Origin of the sequence: Rhodococcus sp. 05-2254-5 (assembly GCF_002258575.1) — a bacterium.
In the GTDB taxonomy this organism is placed as follows: Bacteria; Actinomycetota; Actinomycetes; order Mycobacteriales; family Mycobacteriaceae; genus Rhodococcoides; species Rhodococcoides fascians.
Genome location: NZ_NOZG01000026.1, coordinates 60,785 through 84,695 on the forward strand (window position 1 = coordinate 60,785; position 23,911 = coordinate 84,695).

24 protein-coding genes are annotated in these 23,911 nt (G+C 64.9%); 15 read left to right on the plus strand and 9 right to left on the minus strand.

Going from position 1 to position 23,911, the window contains the following annotated elements; translation table 11 throughout:
- The first annotated feature begins 41 nt into the window (after nucleotides 1-41).
- On the plus strand, nucleotides 42-818 hold the full coding sequence (locus tag CH278_RS16095) for a sigma-70 family RNA polymerase sigma factor (protein ID WP_256991856.1): 777 nt from the start codon (nucleotides 42-44) through the stop codon (nucleotides 816-818).
- Between the two features lie 44 nt (nucleotides 819-862).
- Nucleotides 863-1,150, plus strand: coding sequence for a mycothiol system anti-sigma-R factor (gene rsrA, locus CH278_RS16100; RefSeq protein WP_179274452.1), 288 nt, complete (start codon nucleotides 863-865; stop codon nucleotides 1,148-1,150).
- Nucleotides 1,151-1,219: 69 nt separating this feature from the next.
- On the opposite strand, the gene CH278_RS28250 is transcribed toward rsrA, so the two are convergent.
- On the minus strand, nucleotides 1,220-1,294 hold the full coding sequence (locus tag CH278_RS28250; protein WP_370878772.1) for a 50S ribosomal protein bL37: 75 nt from the start codon (nucleotides 1,292-1,294) through the stop codon (nucleotides 1,220-1,222).
- A 119-nt stretch (nucleotides 1,295-1,413) separates the two neighbouring features.
- Between CH278_RS28250 and CH278_RS16105 the strand changes: the two genes are divergently transcribed.
- Both CH278_RS16105 and CH278_RS16110 read left to right on the plus strand, forming a co-directional pair.
- Nucleotides 1,414-1,629, plus strand: a complete 216-nt coding sequence (locus CH278_RS16105) for a biotin/lipoyl-binding carrier protein (protein ID WP_027496523.1) — start codon at nucleotides 1,414-1,416, stop codon at nucleotides 1,627-1,629.
- A gap of 21 nt (nucleotides 1,630-1,650) precedes the next feature.
- Entirely contained in the window at nucleotides 1,651-3,129 is a 1,479-nt protein-coding gene (locus tag CH278_RS16110; RefSeq protein ID WP_094622382.1) for a sensor histidine kinase, read from the plus strand.
- Between the two features lie 152 nt (nucleotides 3,130-3,281).
- On the opposite strand, the gene CH278_RS16115 is transcribed toward CH278_RS16110, so the two are convergent.
- A complete protein-coding gene (locus CH278_RS16115) occupies nucleotides 3,282-3,536 on the minus strand; it encodes a WhiB family transcriptional regulator (protein WP_032366305.1) in 255 nt (84 codons plus the stop codon).
- A gap of 266 nt (nucleotides 3,537-3,802) precedes the next feature.
- Nucleotides 3,803-4,756 (minus strand): diacylglycerol/lipid kinase family protein, encoded by a 954-nt coding sequence (locus CH278_RS16120; protein WP_032366306.1) that lies wholly within the window; start codon nucleotides 4,754-4,756, stop codon nucleotides 3,803-3,805.
- 125 nt (nucleotides 4,757-4,881) lie between these two features.
- On the opposite strand from CH278_RS16120, the gene CH278_RS16125 reads away from it, so the two are divergent.
- Nucleotides 4,882-5,313 (plus strand): hypothetical protein, encoded by a 432-nt coding sequence (locus CH278_RS16125; protein WP_032366307.1) that lies wholly within the window; start codon nucleotides 4,882-4,884, stop codon nucleotides 5,311-5,313.
- Here the strand turns inward: CH278_RS16125 and CH278_RS16130 are convergent.
- Together CH278_RS16130 and CH278_RS16135 are read right to left on the minus strand one after the other, a co-directional pair.
- The gene (locus CH278_RS16130; RefSeq protein ID WP_094622383.1) at nucleotides 5,310-5,786 is read right to left on the minus strand and encodes a GNAT family N-acetyltransferase; all 477 of its coding nucleotides are present in this window, start codon (nucleotides 5,784-5,786) and stop codon (nucleotides 5,310-5,312) included. The two genes, CH278_RS16125 and CH278_RS16130, sit on opposite strands and share 4 nt — an antisense overlap.
- Nucleotides 5,783-6,442: an acid phosphatase gene (locus tag CH278_RS16135; RefSeq protein ID WP_052053376.1), complete on the minus strand. Its 660-nt coding sequence runs from the start codon at nucleotides 6,440-6,442 to the stop codon at nucleotides 5,783-5,785. The genes CH278_RS16130 and CH278_RS16135 overlap by 4 nt, the downstream gene beginning before the upstream one ends.
- Nucleotides 6,443-6,638: 196 nt before the next feature.
- Between CH278_RS16135 and CH278_RS16140 the strand changes: the two genes are divergently transcribed.
- Entirely contained in the window at nucleotides 6,639-8,105 is a 1,467-nt protein-coding gene (locus tag CH278_RS16140) for a DHA2 family efflux MFS transporter permease subunit (RefSeq protein WP_032370720.1), read from the plus strand.
- Between the two features lie 56 nt (nucleotides 8,106-8,161).
- Nucleotides 8,162-8,956, plus strand: coding sequence for a ParA family protein (locus CH278_RS16145; protein ID WP_027496529.1), 795 nt, complete (start codon nucleotides 8,162-8,164; stop codon nucleotides 8,954-8,956).
- A gap of 23 nt (nucleotides 8,957-8,979) precedes the next feature.
- On the opposite strand, the gene CH278_RS16150 is transcribed toward CH278_RS16145, so the two are convergent.
- Complete coding sequence (locus CH278_RS16150) at nucleotides 8,980-10,233, minus strand: Rv3212 family protein (RefSeq protein ID WP_094622384.1); 1,254 nt, start codon at nucleotides 10,231-10,233, stop codon at nucleotides 8,980-8,982.
- 9 nt (nucleotides 10,234-10,242) lie between these two features.
- Entirely contained in the window at nucleotides 10,243-11,910 is a 1,668-nt protein-coding gene (locus tag CH278_RS16155; protein WP_027496531.1) for a DEAD/DEAH box helicase, read from the minus strand.
- A gap of 302 nt (nucleotides 11,911-12,212) precedes the next feature.
- Between CH278_RS16155 and CH278_RS16160 the strand changes: the two genes are divergently transcribed.
- A complete protein-coding gene (locus CH278_RS16160) occupies nucleotides 12,213-12,947 on the plus strand; it encodes a ferritin-like domain-containing protein (protein WP_256991857.1) in 735 nt (244 codons plus the stop codon).
- A gap of 137 nt (nucleotides 12,948-13,084) precedes the next feature.
- A complete protein-coding gene (locus CH278_RS16165; RefSeq protein WP_027496533.1) occupies nucleotides 13,085-13,312 on the plus strand; it encodes a DUF3107 domain-containing protein in 228 nt (75 codons plus the stop codon).
- A gap of 83 nt (nucleotides 13,313-13,395) precedes the next feature.
- On the opposite strand, the gene CH278_RS16170 is transcribed toward CH278_RS16165, so the two are convergent.
- Nucleotides 13,396-14,049: a TetR/AcrR family transcriptional regulator gene (locus CH278_RS16170; protein WP_027496534.1), complete on the minus strand. Its 654-nt coding sequence runs from the start codon at nucleotides 14,047-14,049 to the stop codon at nucleotides 13,396-13,398.
- A gap of 336 nt (nucleotides 14,050-14,385) precedes the next feature.
- On the opposite strand from CH278_RS16170, the gene CH278_RS16175 reads away from it, so the two are divergent.
- The 3 genes from CH278_RS16175 (at nucleotide 14,386) to CH278_RS16185 (ending at nucleotide 17,580) form a co-directional block, all read left to right on the plus strand.
- Nucleotides 14,386-15,414, plus strand: coding sequence for a DUF3152 domain-containing protein (locus CH278_RS16175; RefSeq protein ID WP_370878773.1), 1,029 nt, complete (start codon nucleotides 14,386-14,388; stop codon nucleotides 15,412-15,414).
- A 76-nt stretch (nucleotides 15,415-15,490) separates the two neighbouring features.
- Nucleotides 15,491-16,657, plus strand: coding sequence for an adenylyltransferase/sulfurtransferase MoeZ (gene moeZ, locus CH278_RS16180; protein WP_027496536.1), 1,167 nt, complete (start codon nucleotides 15,491-15,493; stop codon nucleotides 16,655-16,657).
- 68 nt (nucleotides 16,658-16,725) lie between these two features.
- Nucleotides 16,726-17,580 (plus strand): TIGR02569 family protein, encoded by an 855-nt coding sequence (locus CH278_RS16185; RefSeq protein ID WP_027496537.1) that lies wholly within the window; start codon nucleotides 16,726-16,728, stop codon nucleotides 17,578-17,580.
- On the opposite strand, the gene CH278_RS16190 is transcribed toward CH278_RS16185, so the two are convergent.
- Nucleotides 17,570-18,262, minus strand: coding sequence for a FadR/GntR family transcriptional regulator (locus CH278_RS16190; protein ID WP_027496538.1), 693 nt, complete (start codon nucleotides 18,260-18,262; stop codon nucleotides 17,570-17,572). The genes CH278_RS16185 and CH278_RS16190 overlap by 11 nt on opposite strands.
- Before the next feature lie 98 nt (nucleotides 18,263-18,360).
- On the opposite strand from CH278_RS16190, the gene CH278_RS16195 reads away from it, so the two are divergent.
- The 3 genes from CH278_RS16195 (at nucleotide 18,361) to nirB (ending at nucleotide 23,785) form a co-directional block, all read left to right on the plus strand.
- Entirely contained in the window at nucleotides 18,361-19,602 is a 1,242-nt protein-coding gene (locus CH278_RS16195; protein WP_230074289.1) for an MFS transporter, read from the plus strand.
- A 224-nt stretch (nucleotides 19,603-19,826) separates the two neighbouring features.
- Entirely contained in the window at nucleotides 19,827-21,230 is a 1,404-nt protein-coding gene (locus CH278_RS16200; protein ID WP_032391663.1) for a nitrate/nitrite transporter, read from the plus strand.
- Between the two features lie 59 nt (nucleotides 21,231-21,289).
- Nucleotides 21,290-23,785: a nitrite reductase large subunit NirB gene (gene nirB, locus CH278_RS16205; protein WP_094622385.1), complete on the plus strand. Its 2,496-nt coding sequence runs from the start codon at nucleotides 21,290-21,292 to the stop codon at nucleotides 23,783-23,785.
- Nucleotides 23,786-23,911: the final 126 nt, after the last annotated feature.

Below are 23,911 nucleotides of genomic sequence, written 5' to 3' on the forward strand. Positions count from 1 at the left end.
TGTGACAGCGCAGATACGGATGCAGGCGGAAGGAATGACGAATGGCAGTGCTGACCGCGGGACGTCCCTTGGCGATCAAGGGGGTGATCTCGGCGCAGAAGCCGACTTCGGGCGCGGTAGCCTGGGTGGTGGAAGCTACCGAAGGGATCAGCGTGACAGAAGCCAGGACTCCCACCGAAGCGGACGAGAAGGCGATCGCCGAGCAGCGGGCAGCCGAGACCGGGGCCCAGCTGACCGAACGCTTCGAGCGTGACGCGCTGCCGATGCTCGACCAGCTGTACGGTGCCGCGCTGCGGATGACGCGCAATCCCGCAGATGCCGAGGACCTGGTGCAGGAGACGTTCGTGAAGGCCTACTCGGCGTTCCGGTCGTTCCGTGAGGGCACGAACCTCAAGGCGTGGCTCTACCGAATCCTGACCAACACCTACATCAACTCCTACCGCAAGAAGCAGCGTCAGCCTGCGCAGTACCCGACCGACGAGATCAGTGACTGGCAGCTCGCCGCGACCGCTGAACACACGTCCACCGGACTGCGCTCGGCCGAGGTCGAGGCGCTGGACGCACTGCCGGACGACGACATCAAGGCCGCTCTGCAGTCGTTGCCCGAGGAATTCCGGATGGCGGTGTATTACGCCGATGTCGAGGGTTTCCCGTACAAGGAAATCGCGGAGATCATGGGAACGCCCATCGGAACGGTGATGTCGCGCTTGCATCGTGGGCGTAAGCAACTTCGAGGTTTGCTGGCGGGTGTGGCCCGCGACCGTGGATTCAACCGGGACGGCGCAGTCGACCGGCACGAGCAGGAGGTAGTCCAGTGACGCGCACCGATGATTCCGGCGATGACATCATCGGCGGCGGTTCTGTGGGCGACGGCGGAGCCGACGCCGAATTCGAGCGACTGGATTGCTCGGCCGTGATCGCGGACGTATGGATCATGTTGGACAACGAGTGCGACGAGGCCAGCAGGCAACGGTTGCAGAAGCACATCGACGAGTGCGGATCGTGCTTCGAGGCGTACGGCATCGAGGAGAAGGTCAAGCGGCTGATCTCCCGTAAATGTGGCGGAGATCAAGCGCCCGCCGGGCTTCGCGAGCGACTCAGCCTGGAAATCCGACGCACGGTGCTGACCCGTAGCGTCGACTCCGAATAACCTGATCGTACCGACGACGAAGGGCCGAGAAGCAGTGCTTCTCGGCCCTTCGTGGCTGGTGGCAGAACGTCAGCTGTTGGGACGTTTGCCGTGGTTGGCCTTGTTGCCCTTACGAGCACGCTTCTTACGTCCACGCTTTCCCATGATGGGCTCCTCTCGTTTGTTCACTACAGTCTCCCACGTGTGATTGGCTTACTGTGACGGGCATGGTCTCCGGTGTGTGCCCGCCGCGGTTCGAGGTGTCGTGAGAGAGGGGTTCGCCGGTGTCCGAGGATGTTCGTGCGGAGATGGTGTCGACGGTGTTTCAGGTGGTCGTGGCCCGCGGTGATGCCGTCGAGGTCGGTGACACGTTGGTCGTGCTGGAGTCGATGAAGATGGAGATTCCCGTGCTCGCCGAGACCGCAGGCACCGTCACGTCCGTGGACGTCGCAGTGGGGGATGTCATTCAACAGGGCGATCTCATCGCTGTGGTGTCCTGACCGACGGCTGCGTGAGAACCTGTGTCGACCCTCAGTGACCTGCTGGCCGAACACACCGATCTGCCCGGTGCCGCGGTGGACCATCTGCAGCGCGTCGTAGGGGAGTGGCAGCTCCTGGCCGACCTGTCGTTCGCGGACGTATTGCTCTGGGTCGGTACCGACGATGTCTCGGACGGGTCGGCGGACGTGCTGTGTGTCGCCCAGTGCAGACCCACCACTGCGCCGACGGTGTTCACCCACGACATCGTGGGGACGACCATCTCCGAGTCCGAGCACCCCGAAGTGCTCGTCGCGTTGCAACAGCGAAAGATCGTGCAGGGTGGTGTTCTGACCCGCAGCGAGAGCATTCCCGTGCGGTGTGGAGAGCACGTCATCGCCGTGCTGACCCGCGACACCAATCCGGCCCAGCTTCGTCCGCCGAGTGCGCTCGAGGTCGCGTATCGGGAATGTGCGGACGATCTGTGCCTGATGATCAGCGAGGGAATGTTTCCGACGCCGGAAGAGCGAACCGACGTCAACTCGTCGCCGCGGGCCGGCGACGGCTTCATCCGCATCGATACCGAGGGACGGGTGGATTACGCGAGCCCCAATGCGCTGTCGGCGTACCACCGGATGGGTTTGACGACGGAACTGTCGGGCCGCGACCTCGCATCGGTGACGCGGTCTCTGGTGACCGACCCGTTCGATTCGCAAGAAGTGGCCGACCATATCCGGTCGTCACTGTCCGGCAACGTCGGACACCGAATGGAAGTGGACGCCCGCGGCGCGACGGTACTGGTGCGCACGTTGGCACTGCAGCCGCACGGTCGATCCGCGGGCGCAGCCGTACTCGTCCGAGACGTCACCGAGGTGAAGCGACGCGACCGTGCGCTGCTCAGCAAGGACGCGACCATTCGCGAAATCCATCATCGAGTGAAGAACAATCTGCAGACCGTGGCGGCTCTGCTGAGGCTGCAGTCGCGTCGGCTCGAGAACGAGGAAGCTCGTACCGCGTTGTCCGAATCCGTTCGCCGCGTGACGTCCATCGCGCTGGTGCACGAGATGCTGTCGATGTCGGTCGACGAAGAAGTGGACCTCGACGAGATAGTCGACAGGTTGGTGCCGATCATGCTCGACATCGCCACCGTCAACCCTCGGGTGCGGGTGGTCCGAGACGGCCAACTCGGTGTCTTCTCCGCCGAGCGGGCGACGCCGCTGGTGATGGTGTTGGCCGAGCTGGTGCAGAACGCGATGGAGCACGGGTTCGACGCCGGATCGGTCGGCGTGGTGCGCATCGGCGCCGATCGTTCGTCGAAATGGCTCGACGTCGTCATCCACGACGACGGCCGCGGATTGCCCGCAGGGTTCTCGTTGGAGCGTTCGGACGGACTGGGGCTGCAGATCGTACGCACTCTGGTGTCGGTCGAACTGAACGGTTCTCTGGGCCTGCATCCGGCTCCTGGAGGTGGCACCGACGCCATGCTGCGTGTGCCACTGGGCCGTCGGGTGCCGCGAGCCTGACGGGCCGCTCGTGAACAGTGCGTTACGAACGGGCCGCACTGTGACGTGAGAACGCCCGATCCGTGGAAGCGCCCGCTATGCAGTCCGACATGCAGAAGGCCCGGTATCCGCTGAGCGGATACCGGGCCTACCGAGTGTTGTGTGTCTGCGTCCTAGACGGAGCTACGTGCGCGCGTACGTGCGTTGCGTCGCTTGAGTGCACGGCGCTCGTCTTCGCTCATTGCGCCCCATACTCCTGCGTCCTGGCCGGATTCGAGTGCCCAGGACAGGCATTCTGCGGTGACGGGGCACCGAGTACAGACGACTTTGGCATCGGCGATCTGCGCGAGCGCCGGACCACTGTTTCCCACCGGGAAAAATAGTTCCGGATCTTCATCGCGACAAATTGCCTTGTGGCGCCAGTCCATCCTCTGCTCCTTACCGGGCGCCGAAGCGCCGTTTCGTTTCTCTTCTGTTTCACGAGTGGGTAACCAATGTTTCCGCACTGTTGCTTGTGAATGCTTTCACGAACTCAGGTGAAGTCAAGGGATACGCGCGTGACCGTGGTCAAGCTCACTCTGTTAGGCTCGCTTTAGCCTTCTGCGCTCCTTTGTACCCCGACTCGGCGGATATTGCTCGTGATTTCGCAGGAAATTGCCCATCGAGCATCTTCGCGCGCAGGTCACAGTGGGTCTCACGTGACGGGCGCGACAACATCCAATGCGTCGGGAGTCGAGAAGAACTCCGCCTCGGTGCGTTCACCCAGGTAGTCCCCGTCCATCTGCAGCCCCATCGGTTCTGTAGACGTAATTCGAACACTCGGGACGTCGTCGACTCGAATCAACTTGCGAGACTTCGGTTCTGCACCTTTGGCCAACAGCTGACGCGACACCCGCAGCGTGGGGAACAGTGCCGTCGAGCGCATCGCGAACACACCGAGACCCGAATCGAAAGCGGTCCCGGGATTGGTATGGACCGGACGATCGTTCAAGAAGGTCCACGGACTCGAGTTCGACACGAACGCATAGTGCACGTTCTCGAACGGATCCCGCCCGGGAACCTCCACCGTCAACTGCGCCGGACGACGCTTGTGCTTGAAGAACTCCTGCACCGAGAACCGGAGATAACGCGTCGCCGACACCGGCGTACCGTCCTTCCGGCTCGCATCGATGGCCCGACACACTTCCGCGTCCAAACCCATCCCGGCATTGAACGTGAACCACCGGTTGTCGCAATGCCCCAGACCGACCGTCCGCCGCGCCCGCGCGTCCAGTAGACCGATCAACTGATTCGTGGCCGCTACCGGATCCGCCTCGATTCCGAGAGAGCGGGCGAACACATTCGCACTACCACCGGGAACGACCGCAATAGGCGGAATCGCGCCGATCGTCACCGCCTGCATCGACGTCGGCAACGGAACCCCGAGCAGACCGTTGATGACCTCGTTCACCGTGCCGTCACCCCCGTGAACGATCACCAGGCCCACCCCGTCCTCACGGGCACCCCGAGCCAACTCCGACGCATGATCACGATGCGTCGTCTGCGCCACCGTCACGCGCAACCGACTCGACAATGCATGAGCCAACAGATCCCGAGCTGCAGCCGTCGTAGAAGTCGCATTGGGATTGACGATCAGCAGCGCACGCACAGGAACAAACACTAACCGGGTGGCTCGGCGGACTCCACCGGCACCACCCGGCTCGTTCCGCAGGCTCCATTCCCGCCACCCGGGTCGTTCCGCAGGCTCCACTCCCGGTTGCCTAGGCTGGTCCCGTGTCCACCCAACCCGAGAACCTCACCCCACCGGTCACTTTTCGATCCGCCGGGGTCCTCGTCGCAGCACAAGGTGCCGTCTCGCTGGTCGCGGCCTTCGTTCTCGTCGTGCGCGCGGTCTCCGGAGAGGGCGACAACGCTGTCGCGAACGGGTACGGCACGGCCGGGTGGTTCGGCGTGCTGGGCCTCGGCGTCGGGGCTGCAGGCGTCGCCCTGATTCTCGGCAAACGGTGGGGGAGGGCACTGGCAACCGTCGTACAGCTACTGCTGCTTCCCGTCGTGTGGTCGCTGCTCACCGGTTCACATCAGACCGTCTACGGCATCGTTCTGGGAATCGTCGTGGTTGCCGTGCTGGTGCTGCTGTTCAGTCCACCCTCGTCGCAGTGGATGGCGGCCGAGTACAGCGACGTCGACGACGAACCGCGTCTCTAGGACGCTGTCGCTGCCAGGTCCCTCAGGGCACCGTCGGTCAATCGGAATGTGGTCCACTCGTCCTGAGCCTGCGCGCCCAACGCTCGGTAGAACCCGATCGACGGGGTGTTCCAGTCCAACACCGACCAGGTCAGCCGCGTGTAGCCGTTGGCTTCGCACTCGGCCGCCAACGCTGCCAGCAGTGCGGTTCCGAACCCATGGCCGCGTGCGTCCGGCTGCACGTAGAGGTCCTCCAGATAGATTCCCTTGACCCCGTCCCAGGTGGAGAAGTTCAAGAACCACAGCGCGCACCCCACCACCACGCCGTCGTGCTCGGCGACGTGCGCGAATACCGACGGATTCTCACCGAACAGAGCCGACCGAAGGTGGTCGTCTCGGACCGTGCACAACGAGGACGCCTTCTCGTACTCCGCCAGTTCGTGGACCAACCCGCAGATGGCGGATACATCGTCTTCGGTGGCGCGGCGGATCATCGTGGACCTCCGGCCGGGTCGGTGCCGATCGAGCGATCGGTGGCTGCAGAGAGAATCGAGGGGTGAACATTGTGGGCGATGAGCTGTCGAAAGGAGTGCTCGAAACCGAGCAGTGAGTAGGCGGCCGGGGACAATGCGAAGCGCTTCCCTTCGGTGATGGACGCTTCCGTCCAGCCGGCGATCAGTGCTCTCGAGAAATGGCCGTGTCCCACCAGCACCACGTCCCGGCCTTCGAGCAGTGGAAGAACAACGGACAACACCAGTTCGACGCGAACAGCGATGTCACCGATCGACTCTCCGCCCGGGCACGGGTGCGTCCAGACGGTCCAGTGCGGCACTGTCTCGTGGATCTCCGACGACGTGATGCCCTCGTAGTCGCCGTAGTCCCACTCCGACAGCGCATCCCATGTTCGATCGACCTGGAGCCCCGCGAGATCGGCTGTTCGACGGGCCCGTTCGCGCGGGCTGCTGATGACCACCGGGTCGCGCAAATTCAGCAGAGTCAGCAGTGAGCCGGCCTCGACTGCCTGCTGCTCACCGTGCGCGGTGAGTGGAACATCGGTGTTTCCGGTGTGCTTACCCGCGAGGGCCCATTCGGTTTCCCCGTGACGGAGTAGAACGACTCGGCCGGCCTCGACGGCTCCGTGGTTGGTCATGCACACGATCATGCCTGCCGGTCGGGTGTGGGCTTCGTCATACCGAACCGGTGGATGTGTCCGAAAACGCGATTGAGTCCAGACCTACCGGACGGTTATTCTCTTCTGGATCTTCACCGTCGCAGGCAACGCAGTCCTGCCCGTCAGTGTGCTCACTGCATTGACCTCGTAGCTCTTCTCATCGATCTGGAGAACAATGACCGACTTGCAGAAGCCCGCGCCCTCCGGTGCCCCGGAGAAGCTCGACGGAGCGTTGCTGAAGATCGCCGGTGTCGTCGTTCTCGGCGCGATCATGTCGATTCTCGACGTCACCGTCGTCAGCGTGGCCCTGAGGACGTTCACTGACGTGTTCGAGACCACCTATGCCAACGCGGCCTGGACGATGACCGGTTACACCCTCGCCTTGGCCACCGTCATCCCGTTGACGGGCTGGGCAGCGGACCGTTTCGGCACCAAGCGTCTCTACATCACGGCACTGGTGCTGTTCGTACTCGGTTCGGTGCTGTGCAGTTTCGCCTGGGACATCACCTCGTTGATCGTGTTCCGCGTACTGCAGGGCCTCGGCGGAGGCATGTTGATGCCCCTGGGCATGACGATCATGACGCGTGCCGCCGGCCCCGAACGGATCGGCCGGGTGATGGCCGTGCTCGGTGTGCCGATGCTGATCGGGCCCATCGCCGGCCCCATCCTCGGCGGGTGGCTGATCGAGGCCGCGAGCTGGCATTGGATCTTCCTCATCAACTTGCCGATCGGCATTCTTGCGCTGATCGCCGCAATCGTGATCTTTCCGCGAGACAATCCGACCCCGTCGGAATCGTTCGACTTCCGCGGGATGCTGATGCTCTCGCCCGGTCTGGCCCTGTTTCTCTACGGTGCGTCGTCGGTCGTCGAAACCGAGACCGTGTTGGCCGTCAAGGTGCTGGTTCCGGTCATCGTGGGCCTGGTGCTGATCGTGTTGTTCGTCTTCCACGCTCTGCGCGTCGAGCATCCGTTGATCGACCTGAGGCTCTTCCGGAACCGCTCACTCACCGTCGCGGTCATCACGACCACCTTCTTCATGGTCGCGTTCATGGGCGCAGGGTTGCTGTTTCCCAGCTACTTCCTGCTCCGCGGCGAGTCCACACTGTCGGCCGGGCTGCTTCTCGCACCGCAGGGTATCGGCGCGATGATAGCCATGCCGATCGCCGGAGTGATCGCGGACAAGACCGGTCCAGGACGAATCGTGCTGATGGGCATGGTCCTGATCACCGCAGGCATGGCGGTGTTCACCCAGGTCGGCACCAGCACGTCGTACACGTTGTTGATCGGAGCCTTGTTCGTCATGGGGCTGGGGCTCGGCTCGACGATGATGCCCATCATGACTGCTGCGCTGCAGACGTTGACGAACGAAACAGTCGCTCGCGGTTCGACATTGATGAACATCGTCCAGCAGGCGGCCGGATCGATCGGAACCGCGCTGATGTCGGTGGTGTTGACCGCGCAGCAGAAGCCGGCGCTGACGGCCTCGAGCCAGCTCGAAGCATTCGACATCTCGGCGCGCGCGTTCGGGACCACCTTCATGGTCGCGTTGGTGCTCATCGTCATCACGTTCGTGCCCGCGTTCTTCCTGCCCCGAACCAAGCACGTTTCTCCGGAATCCGCGCCGCCGATCGTGATGCACTGACGCGCCCGGAACCGACAAACCTCGCTCGAGCGGCGAATCTAGGCAAGGATCAGGGCGTGACGACAATTCTTGCGGTAGCGAATCAGAAGGGCGGCGTGGCCAAGACCACTACGGTCGCCTCGCTGGCAGCCGCGCTGCACGCACTCGACCGACGCGTTCTGGTGGTCGATCTCGACCCGCAGGGATGCCTGACGTTCTCGCTCGGTCACAACCCGGACAAGCTCGACTCGTCGGTGCACGAGGTATTGACCGGGGACGCACAGGTCGAGGACGTACTGATCGAGACGGCGGAGGGGATCGTGCTGTTGCCCGCCACGATCGACCTCGCGGGTGCGGAGGCGCTGCTGCTCATGCGCGCCGGTCGCGAGTTCGCACTCAAGCGTGCTCTGGCACCGATTCTGCAGGATTTCGACGTGGTCGTCATCGATTGCCCACCCTCGCTCGGTGTTCTCACGCTCAACGGTCTCACTGCCGCGCAATCGGTTCTGGTCCCGCTCCAGTGTGAGACGCTCGCTCACCGCGGCGTCGGACAACTACTGCGGACGGTGTCCGAGGTGCAGCAGATCACCAACCCCGACCTCGCACTGCTGGGTGCACTGCCCACCCTGTTCGATGCCCGTACCACCCACAGCCGTGACGTGCTCGGCGATGTTTCTGACCGGTACTCGCTGCCGGTCCTCGCTCCGCCGATCCCCAGGACGGTGCGTTTCGCGGAGGCGAGTGCATCCGGCGCAACGGTGCTGTCGGGGCGAAAGAACAAGGGCGCGCAGGCGTATCGCGAGCTGGCCGAGAACTTGTTGGCCCACTGGGAGGGCACAGCAGAACTGAAGACGTACGACCCTGCGGAGTAGCTCCTCCGATCGGCCGTCCTCGATCAACCCAGCGCGACCAGGTCGGAACCGCGCTGCTCGACGACGACATCGCCGATCACGGAGGTCTGCACCGGTCCGTCGTAGTCGCCGCGATCGATCGGAATCTCGGCAATCACCGTGCCGGTGGCGAGCTCGACCACCGCGATCGCGTCGGGCACGGGAACCAGTAGCCTGCCGGCCATGACGGCACCGCTGCCGAGGGCCCCGGGCATGGACCACGCCGGAGTCAGGTCGGTGGAGTTCAGTGCCTGCACTCCGGAGCCGGTGAACCAGGTGAACACCGAACCCTGTTTCGCTGCCGGCGAGGCGGGCGGTGCGGATGTTGGGCCGAGGCCCGCGGGGAGAGCGAACTCGGAGACGGCCGTGGCGGTGTCGTCGTAGAGCGCGATGCGCGCAGGGGCACCGTTTGCGGACGGAACATACAGCGCGACAAGGCTTCCCGTCAGAGCCAGGACGCGTCCGGATGTCGGCTCCTGCTCCGAGGTGACGAGATCCGGGACCACCGAGGATCCGTACTCCTCGGGTTCGCTCGCATCCTTGGGGGCAGGGTTGAGCAGAGACAGTCGTGCGGCCGGCTCACCCGGGCACTGTTCGAGTACCGCCGTCCGCGAATTGGACGACGTGGTGGACAGGAGCGTGCATCCGGTTCTCGGCTGAGTACCCGGGTTGACCGGAGCATCGACGCGCCCGTATTCGAGTGTGCGCACCATGTCCGAGCGCCACAGTTCCATCCGAGTGTCACCTCGCGAGGTCACGTAGGTGCCGTCGGACGAGAGGTACACCGAGTCGTCTGCGTCGGACGTGCGCTGTGCTGTGCGGACGCCGGTCGATCCGTCGAGCGTGGTCACCTGCGAGCAACCGCGGTCGTCGCGGTAGACCGAGACGGCAGTGTTCCAGGAGGCGATCACCGAGCACAGGGGTAGGTCTCGCGAGTACGACCACGCCGGGTCGCCGGAACGGGGGTCGTGGCCGACGACCGAACCGCCATCGGCGGTCACGACTGCCGAACCGGTCACAACCGGAACCGGCGTATGCGCCGAATCCGTCGCCGAACTCGGTGCCCGCCACAACTCGGACAGGGCGGCGGGCACGGAGGCGGCCGCCTCGGACGGCGCGAGTGGATTGTCGGCCGTGACAGAGGTGGTGCCCCGAGCGTCACCCGTGAGCCAGGCGACGCTCGCGGCCACGACCACCGTCACCGCGATGACTGCCGCGACGACGAGATCGGTTCTCGACCTACGTTCTGGAGCCAGCACGGCTGGAGACTACTCCGACGCGCTCGCCGTCGACGGTCCGGTCTCGGCGGACGATCCGCTCGTGCGGCGACGGCGTCGGCGACGAGGAGCGGTCTTGGTCGACGCTTCCGGTGTCGACGAATCGGTCGAATCCGACTGTGCTGCAACAGGGTTCGCGGTCGATGCAGAGGCGTTGGCCGAGTCGGTCGAGGTCGAGGCCTGGTCCCCGTCCTGTCCCGCGCGGGTGCGACGGCGGCTGCGTGAGCGGCGCGGTTTGCTCGGTGCGGACGCCTCTGCCGACGGTGCTGCGGACTCGGTGTCGGGGGCCTTGTCAGCGGCCTGCTCTGCGGCTCGCGCGGGTGCCGCCTTGCGTACGGTGCCGGTCGCATCGGTGGGGATATCGAGCTCGGCGAACAGATGCGGCGAGCTCGAGTAGGTCTCGACCGGATCCGGCATACCCAGATTCAGGGCCTTGTCGATCAGCTGCCAGCGCGGGATATCGTCCCAGTCGACGAGGGTGACGGCGATACCGGTGCGCCCTGCACGGCCGGTACGGCCGATGCGGTGGACGTAGGTCTTCTCGTCCTCGGGGCACTGGTAGTTGATGACGTGGGTGACGTCGTCGATGTCGATACCTCGGGCCGCGACGTCGGTGGCGATCAGCACGTCGATCTTGCCGGTGCGGAACGCCTTGAGAGCCTTCTCGCGTTGGACCTGCCCGAGATCTCCGTGGACCGCGCCGACCGAGTAGCCACGCTCGGCGAGCTCGTCGGAGACCTTCTGCGCGGTGCGCTTGGTGCGGGTGAACACCATCGTCGCGCCGCGGCCTTCCGCCTTGAGCACCTTGGCGACCATCTCGACCTTGTCGAGTGCGTGCGCCCGGTAGACGTGCTGGGCGGTGCGATCGTGCACGGCGGAGGACTCAGCCTCTTCGGCCCGGATGTGCGTCGGCTGCGTCAGGAACGTGCGCGCCAGCGTGATGATCGGGCCGGGCATCGTCGCGGAGAACAGCATCGTCTGACGCTTGTCGGGGACCATGCCCAGGATGCGTTCGATGTCGGGAAGGAACCCGAGGTCGAGCATCTCGTCGGCCTCGTCGAGAACCAGGACGCCGACCTTGCCGAGGATCAGGTGGTTCTGCTTGGCGAGGTCGAGTAGACGGCCGGGGGTGCCGACGACGACGTCGACGCCGTTCTGGAGCGCGCTGATCTGAGCTTCGTACGGGCGGCCGCCGTAGATGGAAAGAACCTTCACCGGGCCGTTCGCGCCGCTGAGGTACTTCGATGCATTCTCGAGGTCGGAGCTGACCTGAACACACAGCTCACGGGTCGGCACGATGATCAGCGCGCGTGGCGTGCCGTCGAGCGGGGTCGTTCCGGAATTCTCCGTGGCGAGACGATGCAGAAGAGGCACACCGAAACCGAAGGTCTTGCCCATTCCGGTCCTGGCCTGCCCGATGAGGTCGTCGCCCGCGATGGCCAGCGGAAGAGTGAGCTCCTGGATGGCGAAGGTGCGCTCGATACCCATGTCGGCGAGTGCACGAACGATGTCGGCGTCGACGTTCAACTCGGCGAACGTCGGTGGCACATGCGTGTCGTCCAGTTGGGCCGACAGGGTGGTGTCGCCGGTCTCGGATTCTTGGTCTACGACTATCTTGCTCAGGGGACTGGCCTTCCTCGTGGTCGAACGTACGCACAAGGAAGGGCACAGGCCTATTGCCGGCCGAAGTCGATGCCCTCAATCCGATGTGATGTCGCCGTCAGCCTCAGCGCGGCCGCGAACTGTGACGTTCGCTGCGGCGAAGCTCTCGAGGCGACCCGGATCAGGTGCGCACACATTATCGATGATCGCCGCATCGGCTTTCGGTCCGTGTGACAGGTCCGCGAGCAACGATCGACACCATGGTAGCTTGCCCGGCCAGATTCTCCACGGTCGACGGGTCGCGGCAGGTGTGACGCGCCCCGCGACGGGGCGTCGGACACGGGTCTACGATTCGTGGAATGGGAGCCCATTCGCCGGAGTCGTCGTCGCCCGCAGTTGCATCCACCGCCCTCGTCGGGTCGAGCGATCCGGACAGAGGGGAGCCCGCGATCGCACACGATCACCCGGGCGTTCCCGACTTGTTCGCCGTGCTCGCCTACGGCGAGATCTCTGCGTTCTACCGGTTGGCTGAGGACGCTCGAATGGCTCCGTCCATGGAAGGCCGGGTGGCGCTGGCGAGTATGGCCGCCGCCGAGATGAGTCATTTCGAGACGTTGGAACAGGCTTTGTCCAACCGTGGCCTCGACGTGTATTCGTCGATGGATCCGTTCGTGCGGGCTCTGGACGAGTACCACGCCTCCACCACGCCGTCGACCTGGTTGGAGTCGTTGGTCAAGGCATACGTGGGTGACGGAATCGCCGCTGATTTCTACCGGCAGATCGCGCACAGCCTCGCCCCCGACGTCGCGGAGATCGTCCGCGACGTGTTGGCCGAGACCGGGCACTCGGAGTTCGTCGTCCACGAGGTGTCCGAACGGGTCCGGGCGAGCTCCCAGGACAAGGCACGCCTGATGTTGTGGGGGCGTCGACTGCTCGGCGAGGCGATCACGCAGGCCCAGTTCGTGCTCGCGCAGCGCGAGTCGCTGACCGATCTCGTCATCACCGCGTCGGGCGACCTCAACGGGGTCGTCGCTCTGTTCGATCGCATGCAGGAGCAGCATGCCGAGCGGATGTCCTCGCTCGGGTTGGACTGATCGGCTAGATCGGGCACCGGGCGGGGCGGGTCCCCGCCGGTGTTCGCTGACAGCACAGGCCTGGAAGCGGCTGCGGCACGCGGGCTGCACTAGCCTGGCGAGAACAGCGTCAGTTGTCGAGAGTTCGGAGGTTGACCGTGGAGGTCAAGATCGGTGTGTCGGAGAGTTCCCGTGAGCTCGTCGTGAACAGTGCGCAGTCCCCGGCCGAGGTCGAGGCGCTCGTATCGACCGCCTTCGCAGGTAAGGACGGAGTGCTGTCGTTGGAGGACGAGAAGGGACGCAAGTTCTTGATCCAGACCGCCAAGGTGTCGTACGTCGAGATCGGCCCGTCCGATCCTCGCAAGGTCGGGTTCGCAACCACCTGAGACGGCCGGTAACACCACACGCCCCTCGTTCTACTCGAACGAGGGGCGTGTGGCGTATGTGGGCGGGATGCCCGACCGGCTGGTTACGGAGACTGCAGCGGAACGTGCGACAAGCCGCCCCAGGCCAGTGAGACCGTGGTGTCGACGGCGTCTTCCTTGGAGATCGGCCGATCTGCTTCAAGCCAGTAGCGCGCGGTGAACTGGCTGGCACCGACTAGGCCGACGGCCAGCACTCGTGCTCGGTACGGATCGAGTCCGGAATCGTGGGCGACCAGGTCGAAGACGGCGTCGACGCATGCTTCGGTCGCCTGCTCCACGCGGGCGTTGACCTGAGGGTCACCCATCAGATCCGACTCGAAGACCAGACGGAAACCCTGGGTGTCGGTGTCGACGAAATCGTAGAACGCCAGAACCGCGGCGCGGACGCGTTGCTTGTTGTCCGTCGTCGAACGCAGAGCCTGACGAACCCCGGCGATGAGGGTGTCGACGTAGCTCTGCAGTACCGCCAGGTACAGCTCGAGTTTGCCGGGGAAGTGCTGGTAGAGAACCGGCTTGCTGACTCCGGCGCATTCGGCGATCTCGTCCATTCCCGACGCGTGATAGCCGCGGGTCACGAAGATTTCGCTCGCAGCAGCCAGCAGTTGCGCCCGACGGGCATCACGCGGCAGCCTGGCGCTGCGGCGGTTGCCGGTGGTGGCCGGACGGTCGGAGGACCTCCGGTCGTCGAGATCTGTCATCAAATATGTTCCCATCGCGTCGACAGCTGCGCTCGTCTTGGTTCGACAACGTGCGGTCCGGCGTGAACTTTCGGCGGGTGGCCTTCGGTTCGGACCGCTCGTAGCGCAGATCACGGGCAACGATACTCGTGGCCGTCGGCACCGCTGGGATCCTGGGGGATCCTTGTCGGAAACGGGCGATCTCGAATCACATCGGATGGTTTGTTTGTACGATGTTTGTCGTACCGAGAGCCCGATAGATCCGTCCCCGGTATCGGCGTGCCGAGCGGCGAGCGAGCAGGATTGTGAGATCGTGAGCGAGTGACTGACCGAGGCGAGCCGCGAATTCGCGGCGGTGTGCAGTCCGGCGGGTTCGACGAGCGGTCGGACGATCTTCCACGAGGCGTGGGTGGTCGTGGGTCGCATCAGCCGTTGCGCGCGCAGTGGGACCCGACGCAGCGCGAGGTCAAGGACCGCAGTCGCCGCCCCGAGCGTGACGTGCGTAAACAGACCAAGCTGGGAAAGTTCGCCGCCACCTACGGCTGGCGGGCGTACGCGGTACCGATCCTGATCGCCGTCACCGCGCTCGTGGTCGTCGATGCCGTTCGGGCCGGTGACCCGGTCGTCGGCACCGCCTCTCAGGGCACCTCGCAGGACCCAGGTTTCGGCACGCTGAGCTCCGATACGTCCGGAACCGGAATCATCGGGGTCCCGCCGCAGGCCGACGGCAACTTCGCGGAAACGATCTCGTCCGGTGAGCTGCCCGACGGTGGACCGTTCGCGGTGCAGGGGGCAGGCACCTGGCACACCGTCGCCGGAAGCACCGAGCAGGTCGGCCAGGGAACCGAGCGGGTGTTCACCTACACCGTCGAGGTCGAAGACGGTGTGGACACCGTCGGTTTCGGCGGCGACGAGTCGTTCGGCCGTCTGGTGGATCAGACATTGGCCAACCCCAAGAGCTGGACCAACGACCCACGTTTCGCGTTCCGCCGTATCGATCAGGGTGACCCGGATTTCCGGATCTCCCTGACGTCGCAGATGTCCATTCGGCAGGCGTGTGGATACGACATCCAACTCGAGGTGTCCTGCTACAACCCCGGCATCGAACGGGTCGTGCTCAACGAACCCAGATGGGTACGCGGAGCGATCTCCTTCCAGGGAGACATCGGTTCGTACCGTCAGTATCAGATCAACCACGAGGTCGGACACGCCATCGGCTACCAGCAGCATCAGCCGTGCGAGACCGACGGCGGGCTGGCACCGGTGATGATGCAGCAGACGTTCGGAACGGCCAACGACGACATCGCGCGGCTCGACCCGGAAGGCGTCGTGCCCATGGACGGCAAGACCTGCCGGTTCAACCCGTGGCCCTATCCGCGCGGGTGAGCGATCGCGGATTAGATTCGAAGGCGGCGAACGCAATTGTGCGGTCGCCCCGTCGAGTCGAGGAGAGTCGCTGAGCGTGGTCCATCTACCGCCACTGGTCGAAGCCACCGGTGAACTGACCTCCGAGGAGGTTGCCAGGTACAGCCGTCACCTGATCATTCCGGACGTCGGAACGGACGGCCAGAAGCGGTTGCGGAACGCCCGCGTGCTCGTGGTCGGAGCCGGCGGACTAGGTTCGCCTGCGCTGCTGTACCTCGCGGCCGCCGGCATCGGAACTCTGGGCATCGTGGAATTCGACGACGTCGAGCTGTCCAACCTCCAGCGACAAGTCATCCATGGGCGGTCCGACGTCGGACGACCGAAGGCCGACAGCGCACGGGACTCGATCCTCGAACTCAACGACGGCGTCTCGGTGGTGCTGCACAGGGTCCGCCTCGACTCGTCCAACGCGATCGACCTCTTCGGCAATTACGATCTCGTTCTCGACGGCACCGACAACTTCGCCACCCGCTACCTCGTCAACGACGCGGCCGCACTGGTCGGTATCCCGTACGTGTGGGGTTCGATCTACCGGTTCGAGGGGCAGGTCTCGGTGTTCTGGGATGCAGCTCCGGGCGGCGTCGGGATCAACTATCGAGATCTGTACCCCGAGGCTCCGCCGCCGGGAATGGTGCCCTCCTGCGCCGAGGGCGGCGTCCTGGGCGTGCTCTGCGCCTCGATCGGGTCGGTGATGGTGACCGAAGCCATCAAGTTGATCACCGGAATCGGCGAGACGCTGCTGGGACGGCTGATGATCTACGACGCGTTGGCCATGAGCTACCGAACCGTCGGACTGGCCCGTGATCCGCACCGAACCCCGATCACGGAACTGATCGACTACGACGCCTTCTGCGGGGTGGTGCCGGCCGTCGAATCCGACGACGCCTCGATCAGCCCCGAGCAGCTACGGGCGATGTTGGATTCCGGACGCGAGGTCGCCTTGATCGACGTGCGTGAGCCGGTGGAGTGGGACATCGTCCGCATCGAGGGCGCTCGGCTGATACCACGCGGGCGAATTCTGTCCGGGGCGGCGTTGGCCGAACTGCCACAGCAGGTACCGATCGTTCTGTACTGCAAAACCGGCATCAGGTCCGCGGAGGTTCTCGACGCTCTCGTCGGTGCCGGTTTCACCGACGCAACCCATCTCGACGGCGGAATCGTGGAGTGGGCCAAGCAGATCGAGCCCGGCCTGCCCATCTACTGACGTGGCGGCTGGGCCGCATGCGCGCGTCGTCCGCAGAGCTCTGCCCGATCGACGGTACCGTGGCGTTCGTGAGCTCTGTCGAACCTCCTCAGCACGTGATCTCTACGTTCGGGCTGCGCGATGTCGAGCCTGCGCCACTGGGTGCGGACTGGGACGGAGGGTGGCGTCTGGGTGACGTCGTGCTCTCGCCCGTCGCCGATCATGCTCGCGCAGCCTGGTCTGCGAAGGTGCGAGAAACACTGACTGTGGACGGTGTTCGCCTCGCTCGACCGGTGCGCTCGACCGATGGTCGATACGTCGTGTCCGGTTGGCGTGCAGATACGTTCGTCGCGGGCGAACCCGAGCCTCGCCACGACGAAGTGGTCTCGTTGTCCATGCGGTTGCACGCAGCGACCGCGCAGTTGGAACGTCCCCGCTTCTTGGTGCAGCCACCCGTCGCCCCGTGGGCCGACGTCGACGTGTTCGTCGCGGCCGACCGGGCTGCCTGGGAGGCCGTTCCGCTACGGACCGCTCGCGGTGCGGGTGCGCCCGAGCCGTCGTCGAGTGACGGCAAGAGCAGCCTCGAATTGGTCAAACAGCTTGCGACACTGCGCAAGCCCGTCGAATCGCCGGATCAATTGGTACACGGCGACCTGTTCGGGACGGTGTTGTTCTCCGGCAGCGATGCACCGGGGATCAGCGACATCACCCCGTACTGGCGTCCGGCGTCGTGGGCTGCGGGCGTCGCTGTGGTGGACGCGCTCTCGTGGGGAGACGCCGACGACGGTCTGGTGGGCCGGTGGGACGATCTACCGGAATGGCCGCAGATGCTGTTGCGCGCGTTGATGTTTCGTCTGGCTGTGCACGCACTTCATCCGCGGTCGACGTCGGAGGCATTTCCCGGCCTCGCGCGCACGGCAGATCTGGTGCGTCTCATTCTGTAGGTTCGGGCGCGTGGCCCGGAGGGGCGGAGAGTTCGCGGAACAGCGACCGGGCGGAGGCGATTGCCCGGGCCGAATCACCGTCCACGATCGCGTCGACGAGGGCTGTGTGCTCGGCGACGTAGTCGTCGTCGTGAGCGGTGGCGTGTTCTCTGATCGTCTCGTGGATCACCGGTAGCAAGGAGTCGTAGAACTCCAGATAGATCGCGTTGTGGCTGGCGGCGACGATGCTGCGATGCAGGCGCGCGTCGATTCGCACGGCGTCGGCCAACGGCACGTCGCCGCTCGACCAGGCGACATTGCGGTTCTCGAGGGCGTCGTTCATCTCTCGGATGTCGTGCTCGTCGCGTCGATCCGCAGCCAATGCTGCTGCGGTCACCTCGAGAGTTTCCCGTAGCTCGGTGACGTCGCGATAACGGGCGTCCGAGAAGTACTTGCCCAGGGTGCCGCCGAGGTCCGAGCAGGTCATGACGAACGTTCCCGACCCCTGCCGTCGCTCGACCATGCCGGCGTGGACGAGTGCCTGAACGGCCTCACGAACCGTGTTTCGCCCGGTGCCGGTCATCTCGCACAGCTCCGGTTCGGTGGGAATTCTGCTGCCGACCGGCCATCGTTTCGACGTGATCTCGTCGCGCAGGGCTGCAGTGACCTGGGTGATCAGGCTCGATCGGTGGACCTGGCGCACGGAGGCTCCTCGTTCTGGGGGCGGTGCAGTGCTCGGGGTGCTGCGCCGACGATGATACTGCGTTGCACCCGATGATCCGGTCATCCTATGATTACGCGGTGAGTGCGCCTACCGTTTCCGAGACCACCCAGACCGGTACATCACTCGTTCGCGGCCGCCTACTGGTGTTCGCCGCCATCGTTCTCTCTGCGCTGACGCTGCGCGCCGCCGTGACGTCCATCAGCCCTCTGTTCGGCAGGATCGCAACGGATCTGCAGTTCGGGGATGCCGTGATCGGCGTCGTCGGGATGCTGCCGCCGGCGATGTTCGCCGTGTTCGGGTTGGCGACACCGTTTCTCGCCAAGCGCACCGGTCTCGAGCGCGCCGCCCTGCTCGCCATGGCGTTGACCACGATCGGGATGGCCACCCGGGCATTTGCGCCGAACACGGCGTCGTTGCTGGCGCTGTCCGCGATCGCCCTCGCCGGCATGGGTATCGGAAACGTCGTCATCCCACCCCTGGTCAAGCGGTACTTCTCGGATCGACTCGCAGTGGTCAGCACCATCTACATCTGTGCACTCCAGATCAGCACCATGATTCCGCCCCTGCTCGCGGTTCCGGTCGCCGATGCCCACGGGTGGCGGCTCTCCATCGGGGTCTGGGCGATCGTCGGTGTTGCCGCAGCATTGCCGTGGCTCGGTGTCGTGATCGCCCGACGCGGTCGCGACGAGAAGGACGTCTCGGCCGAGGCCGGTTCGGCGGCCGTGCACACCCGTTCCGGCGGCCGCATCCATCGATCCTCGCTCGCGTGGGGAATGGTGATGATGTTCGCGATGACGTCGCTGATCACGTATTCGATGTTGACGTGGCTGCCGACGCTGTTGATCGACTCGGGTATCGGCGAGGGGTTGGCCGGAGCCTCGGTCGCCGCGTTCGGAGCGATGGGCCTGGTCACGTCGCTGGCCACGCCGACCCTCTGCGCAAAATTGCGTAATCCGTTCGGGCTCGTCCTGGTCGCCGCGGTGTGCTACCTCTGTGGGTTCTCCGGCTTGCACTTCTCGCCTGCCGCCGGAACGGTGATCTGGGTGTGCCTGATCGGTCTCGGCACGATGACGTTCCCGATGTCCCTGACGCTGATCAATCTCAGGACCCGCACCGCGGTGGGCTCATCCTCGCTCTCGGGCTTCACCCAGGGGTTGGGCTACGTGGTGTCGGCCACCGGCCCGATTCTGTTCGGCTTCCTGCATACCGTGTCCGGCGGTTGGGGACTGCCGCTGACGCTGCTCACCGGATGCGTTGTGATTCTGCTGGTCGGCGGCTATCTGTGCTGTCGACCTCGGATGCTCGAAGACTCCTGGTGACCCGGCTCGTCGACGCGTTCGATCTCACGTACACGTCGACGAGCGGGTGAGAACGAGTTAATCAGCGGGTCACCGCACGCAGCGCCGCTGCAACATGGCTTTCCTATCTTGGTGTCACTCACCGAACCAGGAGGCCATACGTGACCAGCCTTTCTCGCAGCGCTTCAGCCGAAACCGGCTCTGCTGCCACCGCACCCGTTCCGCCCGGAACCGTTCCCGTCTCGGTGAATCACCGGATCGCGCATTGGAATTCCGAGGACGTGCAGGCGTGGGAAGGCGGCGGTAAGCAGATCGCCAAACGAAACCTGATCTGGTCGGTCGTCGCCGAACACGTCGGCTTCTCGATCTGGTCGATCTGGTCGGTGATGGTGTTGTTCATGCCGTTGTCGGTCTACGGCATCGATGCCGCGGGCAAGTTCTTCCTGGTGGCCGTCCCCACCCTCGTCGGTGCTGTCCTGCGCATTCCGTACACGTTCGCCACGGCGAAATTCGGCGGGCGCAACTGGACCATCTTCAGCGCTCTGGTGTTGCTGATTCCCACGCTGTTGACGATGTACTTCATGTTGAACCCGGCCTCGTACACCACGTACATCATCGTGGCGGCGTTCGCCGGAGTCGGCGGCGGTAACTTCGCCTCGTCGATGACGAACATCAACGCCTTCTATCCGCAGCGCGAAAAGGGATGGGCCCTCGGACTCAACGCCGGCGGAGGCAACATCGGCGTACCGGTCATCCAGCTCATCGGTCTGCTGGTCATCGCTACCATCGGCAACACCGCGCCCGAGATCGTCTGCGCCGTGTACCTGGTGTTCATCGCGATCGCCGCCGTCGGTGCCGCGCTGTACATGGACAACCTCGACAACCAGAAGACCAACGGCCGCTCCATGATCGACGTGTTGAAGTTCTCCGACGCATGGTGGATCGCCTTCCTCTACATCGGCACGTTCGGATCGTTCATCGGCTTCAGCTTCGCATTCGGGCAGGTACTCCAGATCAACTTCCTGGCCGGATTGACCGACGGGGCACCCGCCACGGCGGCTCAGCAGGCCCAGGCCTCTCTGCACGCTGCACAGATCGCGTTCCTCGGGCCACTGCTGGGGTCGCTGTCGCGTCCGTTCGGCGGCAAGCTCGCCGACAAGATCGGCGGCGGAAAGATCACCCTGTACACGTTCGTGGCCATGACCTTCTCCACCGGAATTCTGGTAGCGGCCAGCACCTGGGACGACTCGACGCCCGGGGCGGCCAGCGGCACTGTGATGGTCCTCTTCGTCATCGGATTCATCGCACTCTTCTTGCTCTCGGGCCTCGGCAACGGGTCGGTGTACAAGATGATTCCCGCGATCTTCGCTGCGAAATCTGTTGCACTGCAGGGCCTGACGGTCGAGGAACAGCAGCACTGGTCCCGCAAGATGTCCGGCGCACTGATCGGGATCGCCGGTGCCATCGGCGCACTCGGCGGTGTCGCCATCAACCTGGTGCTGCGGGCGTCGTACTCCGGTAGTGCGAAGTCGGCAACCACAGCGTTCTGGGTGTTCCTCGGCTTCTACGTGGTCTGCGCGATCGTCACGTGGGCGATCTACCTGCGCAGGACCGACTCCGCCGACGCCGACGCACCGGTAGCCGTCTGACGCTCGGTGCAGGCGCACTCGAAACACTCTGCACGGCAACGAAATCGGAAGGACCCGCAATGAAGAACGCGGTAGTGGTAGGGCACGGAATGGTAGGGCACAGGTTCGTCGAGGCGCTGCGGGCGCGCGACGAGGGTGCCGAGTGGAAGATCACGATCCTGTGCGAGGAGGCTCTGCCGGCGTACGACCGGGTGGGTCTGTCGTCCTACGTCGGTGCCTGGGACCACAAGGAACTTGCGTTGGCGGGCAACGACTATCCGGGCGACTCCCTGGTCGACATGCGTACCGGGGTGCGGGCCGAACGCGTCGACCGTGACCACCGAACCGTCATCACCTCGGCCGGCGACACCGTGGACTACGACGCGCTGGTCCTCGCCACCGGCTCCTACCCGTTCGTCCCGCCGATCGCCGGACACGACCTGCCCGCGTGCTTCGTCTACCGCACCCTCGACGATCTGGACAGGATCCGTGCGCGTGCCGACGAGGCCGGGCCGGGAGCCGTGGGCGTGGTCGTCGGCGGCGGCCTGCTCGGCCTCGAAGCGGCGAACGCGTTGAAGAAGATGGGCATGACGCCGCACGTCATCGAGTTCGCACCGCGATTGATGCCGCTCCAGGTGGACGAAGGCGGCGGTGCGCTACTGGCCCGCCTCGTCACCGATCTCGGATTGAACGTGCATGTGGGAGTGGGCACGTCGTCGATCACCGAGAACGACAGCGCCGGATTGACGGTCGAGCTGAGCAACGGCGACACGATCGACGCGGCGCTGCTGGTGTTCTCCGCGGGGGTACGACCGCAGGACCGGCTGGCTCGCGAGAGCGGCCTCGACGTCGGCGAGCGCGGCGGTATTCTGGTCGACATCGGCTGCACCACCTCCGATCCCGACGTCTACGCCATCGGCGAATGTGCTGCGGTCGAAGGCCGATGCTACGGACTCGTCGCGCCCGGATATTCGACGGCCGAGGTGGTGGCCGACCGATTGCTCGGCGGCGCAGCGGAATTCCCCGGAGCGGACATGTCGACCAAGCTCAAGCTCATGGGCGTCGATGTGGCGAGCTTCGGTGACGCGATGGCCGCGACTCCGGGTGCGCTCGAGGTGGTCTTCAGCGACGCGCCGAAGGGCACCTACGCCAAGCTCGTCGTCACCGACGACGCCAAGACGTTGCTCGGCGGCATCCTCGTCGGCGACGCATCGGCGTACTCGCTGCTCCGGCCGCTCGTCGGACGCGAATTGCCGGGCGATCCGGGTTCGCTGATCTCTCCGGCGGCCGAGCAGGTCGGCATCGGAGCGCTTCCCGACGACGCCGAGATCTGCTCGTGCAACGGTGTGACGAAGGGTGCGATCTGCTCGGCCATCTCCGACGGTGCGTGCGATCTGGCCGCGGTGAAGAGCTGCACCACGGCAGGCACCACCTGTGGAGGATGCTTGCCGTCGATCAAATCGCTGCTGGCGGCATCGGGAGTGGTGCTGTCGAAGTCGTTGTGCGAGCACTTCTCTCAGTCGAGGGCCGAGCTGTTCGAGATCGTGCGGGCGACGAACACCCGAACTTTCTCATCGTTGATCGCCAAGTACGGATCGGGTGCCGGCTGCGACATCTGCAAGCCCGTCGTGGCCTCGATTCTCGCGTCCACCTCGTCGGATCACATTCTCGACGGTGAACTGGCGTCGTTGCAGGACACCAACGATCACTTCCTGGCCAACATCCAGAAGAACGGCACCTATTCGGTGGTGCCTCGGATGCCAGGAGGGGAGTGCACGCCCGAGCAGTTGATCGTCATCGGTGAGGTCGCCCGGGACTTCGGGCTGTACACCAAGGTGACCGGCGGGCAACGCATCGACATGTTCGGTGCCCGCGTCGAACAGCTTCCCGAAATCTGGAAGCGGCTCGTCGACGCAGGCATGGAATCGGGTCAGGCGTACGGAAAGTCGCTGCGTACGGTCAAGAGCTGCGTCGGGTCCAGCTGGTGCCGCTACGGTGTTCAGGACTCGGTGGGAATGGCCGTCGACCTCGAGAACCGGTACCGCGGACTGCGCTCGCCGCACAAGATCAAGTTCGGAGTGTCGGGCTGCGCACGTGAGTGCGCCGAAGCCCGCGGCAAGGACGTCGGCATCATCGCCACCGAAGGTGGCTGGAATCTCTACGTCGGCGGCAACGGTGGCCAGTCGCCCAAGCACGCCCAGTTGCTCGCGTCCAACCTCGACGACGCCACACTCGTCAGCTACATCGACCGCTATCTGATGTTCTACGTCCGCACCGCGGACCGCCTGCAACGCACCGCACCGTGGCTGGAATCGCTCGATGGGGGATTGGACCACCTCAAAGCCGTCGTCTGCGAGGACAGCCTGGGCATCGGCGCAGAACTCGAGGCAGACATGGCACGCCACGTCGCCGGCTACAAGGACGAATGGGCAGGGGTGCTCGAAGACGAGGAGAAGCTCGGCCGGTTCGTGTCCTTTGTCAACGCTCCGGCCGAGGCCGATCCGACCATCGCGTTCGACGAGTCCGGCGCACGCAAGGTGCCCGTGCTGATGGGGATGCCGCGCATCGGAGCGTGACGTGCTCGAGTGACGGGTTCCTGACAACCGACAGGTCACGAACCTGAGCGCATGTGCACAGGTGGGTAATCGCCGCTTAACGGCCAAGAAACACGGGCAGCGTCAAATAGCTGACCAGGAGGTACG